Annotated in this window: 10 protein-coding genes; 4 read left to right on the plus strand and 6 right to left on the minus strand. The window is 65.6% G+C overall.

Annotated features, from left to right (window positions below):
* Nucleotides 1–103: 103 nt before the first annotated feature.
* The 3 genes from WIX41_RS07985 to WIX41_RS07995 all read right to left on the minus strand — a co-directional run bounded on the left by WIX41_RS07985 (nt 104) and on the right by WIX41_RS07995 (nt 3,006).
* Nucleotides 104–1,837 carry a peptidoglycan-binding protein gene (locus tag WIX41_RS07985; RefSeq protein ID WP_339446551.1) on the minus strand — a complete coding sequence of 578 codons (1,734 nt, stop codon included), beginning with the start codon at nt 1,835–1,837 and terminating at the stop codon, nt 104–106.
* A 95-nt stretch (nt 1,838–1,932) separates the two neighbouring features.
* Nucleotides 1,933–2,493 (minus strand): hypothetical protein, encoded by a 561-nt coding sequence (locus tag WIX41_RS07990; RefSeq protein ID WP_339446552.1) that lies wholly within the window; start codon nt 2,491–2,493, stop codon nt 1,933–1,935.
* Between the two features lie 15 nt (nt 2,494–2,508).
* Nucleotides 2,509–3,006 (minus strand): hypothetical protein, encoded by a 498-nt coding sequence (locus WIX41_RS07995; protein WP_339446553.1) that lies wholly within the window; start codon nt 3,004–3,006, stop codon nt 2,509–2,511.
* A gap of 255 nt (nt 3,007–3,261) precedes the next feature.
* Between WIX41_RS07995 and WIX41_RS08000 the strand changes: the two genes are divergently transcribed.
* Nucleotides 3,262–3,945: a hypothetical protein gene (locus tag WIX41_RS08000; protein ID WP_339446554.1), complete on the plus strand. Its 684-nt coding sequence runs from the start codon at nt 3,262–3,264 to the stop codon at nt 3,943–3,945.
* Nucleotides 3,946–4,033: 88 nt separating this feature from the next.
* On the opposite strand, the gene WIX41_RS08005 is transcribed toward WIX41_RS08000, so the two are convergent.
* Nucleotides 4,034–4,177, minus strand: coding sequence for a hypothetical protein (locus tag WIX41_RS08005; protein WP_339446555.1), 144 nt, complete (start codon nt 4,175–4,177; stop codon nt 4,034–4,036).
* A gap of 432 nt (nt 4,178–4,609) precedes the next feature.
* On the opposite strand from WIX41_RS08005, the gene WIX41_RS08010 reads away from it, so the two are divergent.
* The 3 genes from WIX41_RS08010 (at nt 4,610) to WIX41_RS08020 (ending at nt 9,870) form a co-directional block, all read left to right on the plus strand.
* The gene (locus WIX41_RS08010) at nt 4,610–5,209 is read left to right on the plus strand and encodes a restriction endonuclease subunit S (protein WP_339446556.1); all 600 of its coding nucleotides are present in this window, start codon (nt 4,610–4,612) and stop codon (nt 5,207–5,209) included.
* Between the two features lie 93 nt (nt 5,210–5,302).
* Nucleotides 5,303–6,832 carry an N-6 DNA methylase gene (locus tag WIX41_RS08015; RefSeq protein WP_339446557.1) on the plus strand — a complete coding sequence of 510 codons (1,530 nt, stop codon included), beginning with the start codon at nt 5,303–5,305 and terminating at the stop codon, nt 6,830–6,832.
* A gap of 218 nt (nt 6,833–7,050) precedes the next feature.
* Nucleotides 7,051–9,870 carry a type I restriction endonuclease gene (locus tag WIX41_RS08020; protein WP_339446558.1) on the plus strand — a complete coding sequence of 940 codons (2,820 nt, stop codon included), beginning with the start codon at nt 7,051–7,053 and terminating at the stop codon, nt 9,868–9,870.
* A gap of 22 nt (nt 9,871–9,892) precedes the next feature.
* On the opposite strand, the gene WIX41_RS08025 is transcribed toward WIX41_RS08020, so the two are convergent.
* Both WIX41_RS08025 and ubiA read right to left on the minus strand, forming a co-directional pair.
* Nucleotides 9,893–11,284 carry a short-chain fatty acid transporter gene (locus tag WIX41_RS08025; RefSeq protein WP_339449442.1) on the minus strand — a complete coding sequence of 464 codons (1,392 nt, stop codon included), beginning with the start codon at nt 11,282–11,284 and terminating at the stop codon, nt 9,893–9,895.
* A 95-nt stretch (nt 11,285–11,379) separates the two neighbouring features.
* The gene (gene ubiA, locus WIX41_RS08030; protein ID WP_339446559.1) at nt 11,380–12,273 is read right to left on the minus strand and encodes a 4-hydroxybenzoate octaprenyltransferase; all 894 of its coding nucleotides are present in this window, start codon (nt 12,271–12,273) and stop codon (nt 11,380–11,382) included.
* Nucleotides 12,274–12,301: the final 28 nt, after the last annotated feature.

Consider the following 12,301-nt stretch of genomic DNA (forward strand, 5'->3'; position numbering starts at 1 on the left):
AGGCTTGAGGAACGCAGCATCCAGCCAGAATGAAAAAACCAGCCAGGTTGCCCCGGCTGGCTTCATTACCACACACACGTTACGCAACAGGCGGACCAGAGGCTCAGCGCCCCATCGCCACCTTCTGCTGCTCTTCCTGTACCTGTTGCTGCTGGCTGGCGTTGTTACCCAGCAGCTGCGCGCTGGTCTGCTCCAGCGGCGGTGCCTGGCTCAAGTCCACGGCGGCGCGATAGCCCGGCGTGGTGCCCATCACGAACGCCTTGCCATCCTGCACGGTCACGCTCTGCAGCTTCTCCGGCGAATCAATGCCGGCCTGCTTGGCCTGCAGGGTGACGTTGGCCGCCGCTTCGTTGGAGATGGCGGCAGGCAGCTGGCCACGGATCGCGTTGTGCAGCGGCGTGTCCGCGTGGCCCTTGTCGCCCAGCTGCGGACCCGTGGCCGTGCGGGTTTCGGCGCCCTGCGCCTGGGTGGCAGCCAGCTTGCCGAAGGTCTCCCGGCCCACGATGCCGTCGTCCTTCAGGCCCTGCTGCTTCTGGAAGGCCTGCACCGCTTCGCGGGTGTTGTCGCCGAACTTGCCGTCTTCGGAAAGGCGGTTGCCGCTGGCATCGCGCACGCCCAGGCGATTCAGCTCTTCCTGCAGCTTGGTCACTTCATCGCTGCGGTCGCCCTTGCGCAGGGTGCCGGCTGGTGCGTGGTCATGGTCGTGGGCATGCCCGTGCTTGCCCGCTTCCTGTTGGATGCCCTTGTTCCAGTAAGTTTCCGGGTTGATCAGCTTCCCGGCCGGATCCTTCATCTGGTAGTGCACGTGCTGGGCGTACTGGTTGGCGCCCTGCGGGCCGCGGCCGCCCATGGTGCCGATGGCATCACCCGGCTCCACGTGCTGGCCGACCTTCACCTTGGTGTCCTGCATGTGCAGGATCTGGTGCGAGTTGCCCTGCGCATCCTGGATCATCACCGTGCCGTACTTGCCGCCCACCGAGGTCACGGTGCCGGCGATCGGCGCGTGGATGGTCGGGTGCTGCAGGTTGCGGCCGGTCTGGCCACCGACGTAGTTGAAGTCGCTGCCGCCATGGCTCTTCTCGCCACGGTGCTCGCCGAAGTGGCCGGTGATGTGCGGCTTGACGCCGTTCTGCGGCGGCAGCATCACCTGCATGGTGTGCTCGTAGGAGCGCGCCTGGGTGGCGGCGCCAACGGCAGCAACGCCGGCCACGGCAGCGGCGGCGCCCGCAACGGCATGCTGCTGGGCCGGTGCCGGTGCCTGCGCCTGGGTCTGGCTCAGGCGCTGGTTGACGAACTGTTCGTACTCATCCAGGTGCGGCGCGACCTTGCGCTGCGCCAGGCCGAGGCCGCCGTAGTCCTTGGTCGGGCCATCGTGGTGGTACTTGTAGATGTAGTCTTCGCCCTGGCCACGGTCGCGCGCCAGGTTGCGGTTGTCGACGAAGTGCGCCACCAGCGCGTCGGACTGTGCGTCGACATCGAAGCGGTTGGCGTTGTTCAGGCCGTAATGCTTGCCGGTGCGGTCGATGAACTGGCCCAGGCCGGAGGCCGAAGTGGTGCCGGCGGCGGCGTCCGGATTGAAGCCGGATTCGACGCGGGCAATGGCCAGCACGTGCGCGGTTTCGCGCGGGGTAAGGCCGGCTTCGCGCGAGGACTCGATCAGCGAGTCGATCACACGCGACTGCACTTCGGGGGAGGCATCGCCCCAGCGGCGCGATTGGCCATGCAGGGCGCGGCTTTCGTCGATCGGCTCGCGATAGTGGCTCCACGATTCGATCTGGTTGCTGCGGTACGCCGCGCCAGGCGGCTGCACCATGGCGGTGTAGATTTCGTTGGGCATGTCTGTGCTATCCATTCTATGAGAAAGAGGCTTTCCTTAAGGGGTACAGCTCCTTTGAAGCGGTCATGCGCATCGACGTCATGTCGATGTCCAGCTCAGTCTTCGATGTAGTCCACCTCCGGGTGGGTGATGCCGAGCTTGGCGATCAGCTGCGAATACTCGTCATTGTTGGGCGACTGCGCATCGGCTTCGCCGCGCAGTGGCGGGGTGTTGTGGGTCAGCTGCCTGCCGTCGGCGTCGTACAGGGTGAACCATTCGCAGAACGCGCAGCCGAACGGCAGTTCGCCGTACTGCACCACGAAATACGAAGCGCCCTGCTTGTCTTCAGCGCAGGCCAAACCAACAGCGGTGTAGTCACTCAGCTCCGCCGGGGTTTCGATGGCACGGCGCTGGCCGTCCTTCTCGATTTCCAGGCGGGTGCGGGTGGTTTCACCGTCCTTGGCCGGCAACGCGGTCAGGTGCAACGTGGCACCTGGGCATTCCTTGTGCATGCCTTTCTCTTCTTGCGGTGTGGGTGAAGGGGTAGTCGCCGCTGCGACCGCGGGCGCGGCAGCGGTTTCCGAGGCGGCGGCGGTGCCGCCGTCCCCGGTGGGTGCATTGCACGCGGCCAGCAACAACGCCAGCGCGGCAGTCGGAACGAAACGCAGTGTGGACATCACCAGCTCCCTGGATCAGATCGACTCATCGGCCATGCGCACCAGCTGCCAGCACGGGCGCTGGGCGAAATAGTACGACTGCTGGTTGCTGGTATCGGGCGTGCGGATCAGCACCTTCATGGTGCCGTCGGCCTCTTTGGTTACCTGCATCTCGCGGCCCACGGCCTTCAGGCCCGAGGGATTGGGCATGACCGGCCAGGTAACCTCGCTGAGCGGGACCTTCTCGCTGACCAGGGTCGGCTCGCCCTGCCCTTGGGTATCGTAGCGTTCGCTCAGCAGCGGGTCGGCTACCGACTTTTCCTGCAGGGCGATCTTCTTGCCGAACTCCGGCAGGAACGCATCGAAGTCGGCCAGTTCGCAGGTGGGGGAAGCGTCGGCGGCAGTGGCCGGTGCAATGGGCTCAGCGGTGGCGGGGGCGGCAACCGGTGCGGCGGCTTCAGCCGGAGCGGTCGGGGCGGCATCGGGCTTGCACGCGGCCAGCAGGATGCTCAGCGACAGGGCGAGCAGCGTCATGGGACGATGATGGGACAACGGATCCTCCTGATTCGTGTCGTGGCGCGCATCACACTACGCCGGGGGGCGTAGGATAGCTGCGCGCCAATGTCATGGCGTTCACATACCCCCCAAGAACCGGGGTAGTAACGACATGCGTGATGAAACGCACATAATTAACGTGAAGCTCATCACATTGTAAGGGCCAAGGTTTCATTCTCCCAAGTGGCGATGTCAGCCTTTTGACATCTCCTCCTGCTTTCGGTGCCTTGTTCCATGCGCATCCATACGCTCCAGCTTCCCGTTTCCGATGTTGCACAGGTGGGCGGTTACTTCGCAGACGTGCTGCAGCTGCCGGTGCAGGACGACGTGGTACGGATCGGCTGGACGGAGATGCAGCTGCGCCCTGCCGGTAACCATCTGATCGGCGGGGTGCACCTGGCGTTCAACGTTCCGGCCGATCGCTTCGAGGCCGCCACCGAATGGCTGCTGGCGCGTACACCGCTGCAGCGCAATGCGGCCGGCGAGACGCACTTCACCTTCGGGGGACGCTGGGATTCGGAATCCATCTACTTCGACGGGCCTGATGGACTGATCCTGGAGCTGATCGGCCGGCGCCGGCTACCCGCATCCGGGCGGGTGGGCCGGTTCCATGGCAGCGAGCTGACCTGCGTGAGCGAGGTGGGGCTGCCTACGGCCGATGTCGCCGCATTGAGTGAGCGCGCCATAGCGGCGTTCGGACTGGGGTACCTCAGTCCGCCCGTTGCCTGCTTCGCCGCGCTGGGCGATGACGAGGGATTGTTGATCGTGGTAGACGCCACGCACCGCTGGTTCCCCGAGCAGAAGGTGCTGCCCAATGCACGCGGCATCCTGGTGAGGCTGGGTGATGTGGACGCAGGTGAGCTGCACGACACCGAGCAGGGCTGGCGCGTGGGCAGTCCCGCAGGCAGTGGAAGATGAGTTGATGGCAGCTGCCACCTTCTGATGGCCGGCAATCGAAAGGCCCCGCCGAAGCGGGGCCCTTAGGGTTCGGCAGTACAGCCAGCCGTCACTCTTCCTCGTCCTTCCAGCCCTGCTGCTGATTCTGGTTGCGCTGTTGCTGCTCCTGCTGCTGTTGTTGCTGCTGGTCGCGTCCGCGCTCCTGCCGCTCACCTCGCTGGTTCTGGGAACTCTGATTGCGCTGCTGGGCCATGTCGGGTCTCCGGATGCCGCGTGCGGTATGCCGCGGTCGAGGCAATCGTGTGCAGGGGCACGTTAAATCCGCGTGGCAGTTTGCAGACAAATTCGTCAACGCCCGTCAGCCATCGTTGGCGAATTGCTTTGATTTCAATGCCTTCCTGCAAGGCACCGCCGCTTATGCCAAGGCGGAATCCTTTCATGCCCCAACTGCCTGGGACGCCCAGTCATCAGCATGAATGTGCGCCTGTGCGAAAGCCTGCGCCGGCTGGTTTTGCGCAACCGAATTTTCGCCATTGACAGCGCCTACGCAGATGCCTTGACCGCTATACCCGCCCTCTCGCAATTGAGGCCGTGGGTCGCAGTTTTCAGGGGTCATTCTGCACCATTCCGAATGGTGCGGAGCGCTCATTTGACGCTCCAACACGCGCCGCGCATGGTTCGACACATGAACATTTCAAGTCGAACTGTGAAGCTCGCGGACATCGCCAGCATCCGTCAGGGACATCCCTTCCGAGGGGCAATCGCTGCCGTCTCCGATGGGCCAGTCCGGGTGATCCAGTTGAAGAACCTCAGCGCATCGGGCGTGCACGATCCGAACGATCTTCTGCGTACACGGCTGCACCCGCGCAAGACACCCGATTGGGTGCAGGAAGCGGATGTGCTGCTTGCCGCACGCGGCGCTCATCCGCTCGCGGTGTTGCTGTGCAATCCGCCCGTCGACACTGTCTGCAGCCCTCACCTGTATGTCATCCGGGTGACCGATCAAGAGCGGGTCATGCCTGCCTTCCTGGCGTGGCAGCTCAACCAGCAGGGAGCGCAGGAGCACCTGCGTCGGCAATCTGCGGGCTCGCGCCAACAGAGTCTTCGCAAGATGGCGATTGAGGAACTGACTGTGCACCTGCCGCCCCTGCTTCACCAGCAACGCATTGTTGCCATCGCCAGGGCAGCGCAGCTTGAGAAGTATCAGTGCGAGCAGATGATTGCCGCGCGGCATGAGGAGGTTGCCCGCTATGCGGCCCGTATCCTGGGTGAAACGCCAGGATGATCGGACATATACATATTTCCCGGAGTTATCGGCATTTTGGTTATCCAAAGAGTGGGCATACCGTTGGTGTCCGCTTTCTTCCTGTATGCGGCCATGAAAAACACAACTCGTCGTTCTGAATATTCCGTTCCCCGAAGCGACGCCAGGCGCCGCACGCTGCCCGATGTTCCCGCCACGCTCGCCGCCCTCGTCCACGCCCGCGACGCACTGGAAGGCGGCAGCCGGCCCGATGCCGATACCTACCTGATCCTGTCGTTGCTGTTGCTGAAGGTAGCCAGTGACGCCACGTATTACGGCAACCCGGCCATTCCGTACACGCGGGGCGAGCCACCGCGCTGCGTGCCGTACTGCGTTCCTGCACATGCCCGCTTCGACACGCTCTTCAGGCAGCGCCATGCGCAGGGCAATGGGGTGAGGGTCATGAACGCCCTGCGGGTGTTCACCTTGGGCAACCCACGCAAGCTGGGTGGGTTGTTTCCTGCGCTGAAGCTGGAGGATGCGCTGCCCGCCGACCCGGCGGTGCGCGATGGCGCGCTGCTGCAGGTGCTCGAGCGCCTTTCGCTGCCGGCGCTGGACTTCCGCCAGCAGCGCGGCGCCACCCGCCCTGATGTGGGCGACGCAGTGGAGGCCCTGCTTCCGGGGCAGGTACCGCCAGCGTTGACCTGGCTGATGACCGCGCTGACCCACCCCGGCGTAGACGAGGCTGTCTACGACCCCAGCTGCCGCCAAGGTGCCGTGCTGCGGGCGGCCGCCAACTGGATGAGGGACGAGGAACGTGCGAACGCCTCGGCGGGGCCGGCCCGCTACCCGCTGTATGGGCAGGAGCCGGACCCCATGCAATGCGCGGTGGCCCGGCTGCGCCTGCTGCTGCAGGGCACCGACACTCCGCACATCTACACCCGCGAACCATTGGAGGAACCGCTGGTGCAGGATGGCGCGCTGCAGCGTTTCCATGTGGCACTGGCCTGCCCGCCGCTTTCGCTGAAGTGGGCGCCCTCACATGCGAGCCGGGATCCGCACTTTCGTTTCCTGCAGGGAATACCATCCCGGCAATGGGCGCATACCGCGCTGATCCAGCACATGCTGGCCACGCTGGAGCCGGCAAGCGGCCGCATGGCCGTTGTAGTGCCGCATGGCGTGCTGTTCCGCGAAGGCGAGGAGGCACGTATCCGGCAGGCCTGGCTGGACGAGAATCTGGTGGACACGGTGGTCGGCCTGCCCGACCGGCTGTTTGCCGGAGCGTCGGTGGCGACCGCGTTGTTGGTGTTGCGCAAGGTCCGCCGGAATGACGCTGTACTGTTTGTCGATGCGCGTGGCCTGGCAACGCGTGGCAAACGCGGCCCGAGGCTCGATACCGATGCTGCCCATTCGCTTCACCGGCTCTGCAGCGAGCGCAGGAGCGTGCCTGGTGTGGCGCACCTGGCCAGTGCTGAAGAGCTTGCGGTCAACGGCGGCACCCTGAGCGTGGCGCGCTACGTGCAACCGGTTGCCCGGCACCCCGCCGCCGATCTTGCGACGCTGCGTGCGCAGCGTGTCGAACTTGCAGCGCGCTTTGTCACCATCCAGGCGAAGTTGAATGCCGAGCTCGATGCATTGGAGCGGGAGTTGTCGGATCTGGCCTGAGGCGACACGTTCAAACGCTTTGCAATTGACTGAAGCTATCTCGATTGGCATATGCATCGAGAATGCGTTGCACGTTGCACTCATCCGACGCATGAAACGGAATGATGCACACAGCATGACCGGGAACCGATCGCCCACACTGGCGCCATGAACATCATTCGCCAGAGTTTCGACGCCCCGCGCACCCCGCCCATCCGTTCGCCGCACGGAGTTCACGCATGAATGCGAACCACAGCAGGTTTGGTGTGCGCGATTCGGTGCTTGGCTGGCTGCGGCGGTTGGGCTGGAACCCTCTCGACCAGCACGCGCTTTCGTCGCTGCGTGGCGAACCTCACAGCGCTCTGTTGGAGAAGCGGCTACTTCCCTGGCTGCGCCGCTATCGATACGAGTGGGAGGGCGAACGCGTGGCGCTTTCAGCCACTTCGTTCGGCAAGATCATTGCCGAGGCCGATACGTGCTGCCACAGCCTGGACTGGATGGCCTCAAGCAGCGTTGTGCATCGTCTACTGGTCGAAGGCGTTCACACGGAACTGAAGCTGCCCAATGGCCGCCGCATCTCGGTTCAAGTTCCACTGATCGATTGGGAGCATGTCCATCGCAACCATTGGGACGTCGCTGACGCGCAGGCTTTGCCAGAGCCGCCGGAAAGCCACGTCCGCGAACTGGTGGGTTACGTCAACGGCATTCCGCTGGTGATGCTGGCCTGCGTGGAGCGCGACAGGCACAAGCGATGGGGATCGATTGAAGATGGCATCAAGCACCTATGGCGCGGCATGGCCAGTACGCCGGCAAATCCGCCCGCCTTGCATGCCCAGTTGTTGCTCAGCCTGGACCGCCGTGGCGGTCGCTACGCTGCCGTCGGCACACCGCAGCATGCCTGGGTGAGGTGGCGTGAACACGGCTGGAGCCGGGCCGCGCAGACCCAACTGCGCGATGGCGCAATGCCATTTTCCGACGTCCCGCTGGATCCGCCGTGGTCCACGCACGCCGAACTGCTGCGCGGCGTGCTGTCGCCGCCGCGCTTCCTGCAGCTGATTCATCACTTCCTGCGCGAGGGCCGCAATGGTCAGCGCTATCTCGTTCGCCCGAACCAGTTCTTTGCGGTGCAGTGTGCGCTGCAGGCACTGCGTGCCCGCGATGTCACCGGCCGCCGCGGCGGCGGGCAGCTTTGCCTTGCGGCAGGAAGCGGGTTGCAGCGGGCGCGCCACTGGCTGCTGCATGTCCTGCACACCGATGCGGCATTCAAAGGCATTCGTGTACTTCAGCCGCTGACCCGCCTGACACCGCCCCCCGAAGACCGACGTCAGCGTCCAGGGCCGCTTCCTGCCGACCAGCTCACCGAGTTCCTGGCCGGCCGGCTCGCCTCACCGCATGAGGTACCACTGCGCATCCTGCGCGGTTGGGCGCGAAAGGCCAAACTGCCCACTGCCGGCGATGAGGGGGTCACCGACGACGACATCGTGCTGCTGGTGGACGCCGATTTCTGGGAGAGCAACCCCGCTCTGTTGCGGCGCCTGCGCCGTTGCCTGCCGCAGGCTGCCTGGCTGACGTTGGCGGCCGCGCCGATCACCGCGCCGTCGCCTGATCTGGATCCTGGCCCGCCGCTGTACCTGTACCCGCCGGAGCACGCCGTCGCCGATGGCCTGGTGGTGCAGGCATGGCGCGACACCGGGCCGGGTCCTTCCGGCAACTCTCCGTCCCGCCGTGTGGCACAGGTCGCAGCGGCGATCAGCCAGCATTTCCATGAGCTGGTCCGGCTGGCCGAACGCGGCCTTCGCGCGACGCTGCTGGTACGGACGGTGCAGCAGGCGCAGGAGTATCAGCGCGCCCTTGCGGTGGACGGACGACTGCAGACCCAGCTGGCTGGTTACGACACCCGTGGCCTGCCCACCGAACGGGCTGCGGAGAGCATCGCACCGCGGGTGGAACTGGTGATCGCGCACGGCGAACTGCCGGCGGCCCAGGAAGCGCGGTCGGCCGTGCTCTACGTGGATCGCGCACTCAGTGCGCCCGAGCGGCTGCGCGCGGTGGGCATGATCAACGCGCCCCACCCCGACAAGCGCACCGCCATGCTGGTGGACTTCCACGCCGACGATATCCCGGCGGCGGCACCCCCCGAGTGGCTGCCCTTGCCAGTACAGGACAACCATCCCGCGTTGGGTGTACAGCGCCAGCGCCTGCACAGTCTGCTTCCGGCCGATGCGGACGAGGATTTCCACGCCTGCCGCGATCACCTTTCACCCGACTGGGATGTGGGCCCGCATGGCGACGACATCGACCTGCACCGGCACCGGCGCGACCTGCTGCACCGCCGGGTTACCGCTTTTGGGCAGCGCCTGCAATTGGCCATCTCGGCCGAGACGGCGTTGACCGGCAAGCCGTCATTGCTGGGCGGCCAGTACCGCGTCCTGTTGCACCGGTTCTCGCTGCTGCGCGATGCGGTAAGCCAACTGGCACTGGAGGCGGGCCGTTTCAACGCCGAAGACCGGCGGGTGCGGCATTGGGCGCGCGAACAGGCGCCGCAGGTGTGTGAACAGCCGATCGACTACCAGGTGCTGCACACTATCGAGCCGGTCGAGCTTTCGGCTGCGCAACACGTCAATCGTCTTTACACCCACCTGCGTCATCGTTTGGATGAAGCGGGCGGGGATCCTGATGTCCTCGAACGCCGCCGAACCGCATTGCGCCAGGTGCTGGTGGAGTACGACACCGCGCCTGCGCGGCTTGGCGCCCTGCAGGCGCTGGAAGCGGAGCTGATGGAATCGCCACTGGGCAACGGCGCCACCCGGCCGACCTCGCGGGGTCTGTTGGTCCTTGGCAGCCTGTTCGATACCACACTGGACAAGGACATGCACACACTGCTGGGTAGCCGGATCGATGCGTTGGTCGCCGAAGCACAGCGACAACCGCTGCATCTGTTCGATACGCATATACGGGACCGGCTTGAGGCGACACTGCGTGGCCACCTGGAGGATTCGCAGCTGGAGGCGGTGGTGCACGCTGTGCTGTTGGGGGGCCCGCACTGGCCGCCGGGCTGAGCCCGGCGACCGTGTCGCCGCGTTACGGCATCACCGGCGGCACGTAGGTCAGGGTCATGCCCAGCAGCCACAGCAGGCCCAGTACCAGCGGGATATGCACCAGCAGCTGGATGAAGGTGAAGCCGACAATGTCGCGTGCCTTCAGGCCCAGCACGCCCAGCAGCGGCAGCATCCAGAACGGGTTGATCAGGTTGGGCAGCGCCTCGGCGGCGTTGTATACCTGTACCGCCCAGCCAAGATGTGCATGCAGCTCGTTGGCTGCCTGCATCACATATGGCGCTTCAATGATCCACTTGCCGCCACCGGAGGGCACGAAGAAGCCCAGCACCGCCGAGTAGATGCCCATCACCAGCGCGAAGGTGTCGGTGGTGGCGACGTGCACGAACACCGTGGACAGGCGATGCGCGAGCGTTTCCCCACCACTGCCGTCGGCATGGGTGAGGATCATCGCGATGCCGCCATACAGCGGGAACTGGATGAGCACGCCGGTGGTGCTGGGCACGGCCTTGGCCACCGCGTTGAGGAAGCTGCGCGGCCGCCAGTGCAGCAGCAGGCCCAGCGAGATGAACAGGAAGTTGTAGGTGTTGAGGTTGGCGATGGCGGTCACCACCGGCTTGCTGGCAAATTCGCTGAACAACCAGCCGAAAGCCAGCAGCGACAGCAGCACGGTCAGCAGCGGGCTGTATTCCAGCCATTCGCCGGCACGCGTGCGCGGCTGCAGCGGTTCCGGTTCGGCCTGCGCGGCCCCCGCAAAGTCGCCTGCGGTGCGGGCGGTGGCCGGGCCCGGTGCGGTCAGCCAGGCGATCAGCAGCGAGACCAGGATCAGCGCGGCAGTGAGCGCGATGGACTGCCACAGGAAGATGGTTTCGGTGAAGGGCAGCACGCCGGTGATTTCCACCAGGCCGGGCGGCATGCTGGCCGGGTTGGCCTGCAGCTGGGCGGCCGACGAGCTCAGTCCCATTGCCCACACCGCGCCCAGGCCCAGGTAGGCCGAGGCGCCGGCGGCGCGGTAGTCCATCTGCAGTTCCTGGCGGCGGGCCAGTGCGCGCACCAGCAGCCCGCCGAACACCAGCGAGAAACCCCAGCTGAGCAGCGAGGCCAGCATGCTGATCAGGCCCACGTACACCACCGCGCCACGGCCGGTGCGGGGCACCCGTGCCAGCAGCTCGATGAAGCGCGCCACCACCGGCGCGGTGGCCACCGCGTAGCCGCCGATGACCACGAAGGCCATCTGCATGGTGAAAGGAATGAGGCTCCAGAAACCGTCGCCGAAGGCTTTGGCGGTGGCTTGCGGCGTGGCGCCGAAGCTCATGGCGGCTACGGCCACGATCACCACGCCCAGCACGGCGAAGACATAGGCGTCGGGGAACCACTTCTCGGCCCACGCCGCTGAACGCAGCGCGGCGCGTGCCATCCAGCCGTCCTGTGGTGCCGCCGGTGCGTTGCTCGCCATGCCCTACCCTCCCAGGTTCATCTATTGGTAGCACCCAACCGTTGGTCGGGTGGCATTCAGCCTGCCGCCAATGCTGCGGCAATACCCGCAAACAACGCCGCGCCCACCCAGTTGTTGTGCAGGAAGGCCTTGAAGCACGGGTCACGCTCGCGTTTGCGGGCAATCCAGAATTCGTAGGCGATCAGCCCGGCGGCCAGCGCCACGCCCAGCCAGTAGTAGAGCCCCAGCCCGCCCCGAACGCCAACCAGCGCCATGGTGCCAAGGAACAGGGCGTACAGGATGCCCTGGATGACCAGGTCCAGATCGCCGAACAGAATGGCGGTGGAATGCGAGCCCATCTTCAGGTCATCGTCGCGATCAACCATGGCATACCAGGTGTCGTACGCGGTGGACCACAGGATGTTGGCGCCGTACAGCAGCCAGCCGATCACCGGCACTTCGCCCTGGATGGCGGCGAACGCCATCGGGATGCCCCAGCCGAACGCCATGCCCAGGTATACCTGCGGCAGGTGGGTATAGCGTTTGAGGTAGGGGTAGCTGGCGGCCAGGAAGATGCCGATGAAGCTCATGCCGATGGTCAGCGCGTTCAGGGTCAGCACCAGCGCGAACGCCACCAGCATCAGCCCGGCAAACAACACCAGCGCCTCGCGGCCGGATACCCGCCCACTGGCCAGCGGGCGGTCCTGGGTGCGCTTGACGTGCGGGTCGAGCCAGCGGTCGGCGTAGTCATTGATCACGCAGCCGGCCGAACGCGTCAGCCACACCCCGGCAGTGAACACGAACAGGATCCACAGCGGCGGCAGCCCGCCGGCGGCCAGCCACAGCGCCCACCAGGTGGGCCACAGCAGCAGCAGGGTGCCGATCGGGCGATCGGCGCGCATCAGTTTCCAGTACTGGCCCCAACGCGACGGCGGAGCACCGACGGGGGCGTCAAAACGTTCGTAAGCCATGCGTAAAGGATACCGCCAAGGCCCGCGT

It is taken from the genome of Stenotrophomonas sp. AB1(2024) (assembly GCF_037482345.1).
GTDB lineage: Bacteria > Pseudomonadota > Gammaproteobacteria > Xanthomonadales > Xanthomonadaceae > Stenotrophomonas.

Excerpts from the sequence above, each read along its gene's own strand:
- WIX41_RS07995 (WP_339446553.1), bottom strand. The coding sequence starts at position 3,006 with ATGACGCTGCTCGCCCTGTCGCTGAGCATCCTGCTGGCCGCGTGCAAG.
- WIX41_RS08020 (WP_339446558.1), top strand. The coding sequence starts at position 7,051 with ATGAATGCGAACCACAGCAGGTTTGGTGTGCGCGATTCGGTGCTTGGC.
- WIX41_RS08015 (WP_339446557.1), top strand. The coding sequence starts at position 5,303 with ATGAAAAACACAACTCGTCGTTCTGAATATTCCGTTCCCCGAAGCGAC.
- WIX41_RS08025 (WP_339449442.1), bottom strand. The coding sequence starts at position 11,284 with ATGGCACGCGCCGCGCTGCGTTCAGCGGCGTGGGCCGAGAAGTGGTTC.
- WIX41_RS08000 (WP_339446554.1), top strand. The coding sequence starts at position 3,262 with ATGCGCATCCATACGCTCCAGCTTCCCGTTTCCGATGTTGCACAGGTG.
- WIX41_RS08010 (WP_339446556.1), top strand. The coding sequence starts at position 4,610 with ATGAACATTTCAAGTCGAACTGTGAAGCTCGCGGACATCGCCAGCATC.
- WIX41_RS07985 (WP_339446551.1), bottom strand. The coding sequence starts at position 1,837 with ATGCCCAACGAAATCTACACCGCCATGGTGCAGCCGCCTGGCGCGGCG.
- WIX41_RS08005 (WP_339446555.1), bottom strand. The coding sequence starts at position 4,177 with ATGGCCCAGCAGCGCAATCAGAGTTCCCAGAACCAGCGAGGTGAGCGG.
- ubiA (WP_339446559.1), bottom strand. The coding sequence starts at position 12,273 with ATGGCTTACGAACGTTTTGACGCCCCCGTCGGTGCTCCGCCGTCGCGT.
- WIX41_RS07990 (WP_339446552.1), bottom strand. The coding sequence starts at position 2,493 with ATGTCCACACTGCGTTTCGTTCCGACTGCCGCGCTGGCGTTGTTGCTG.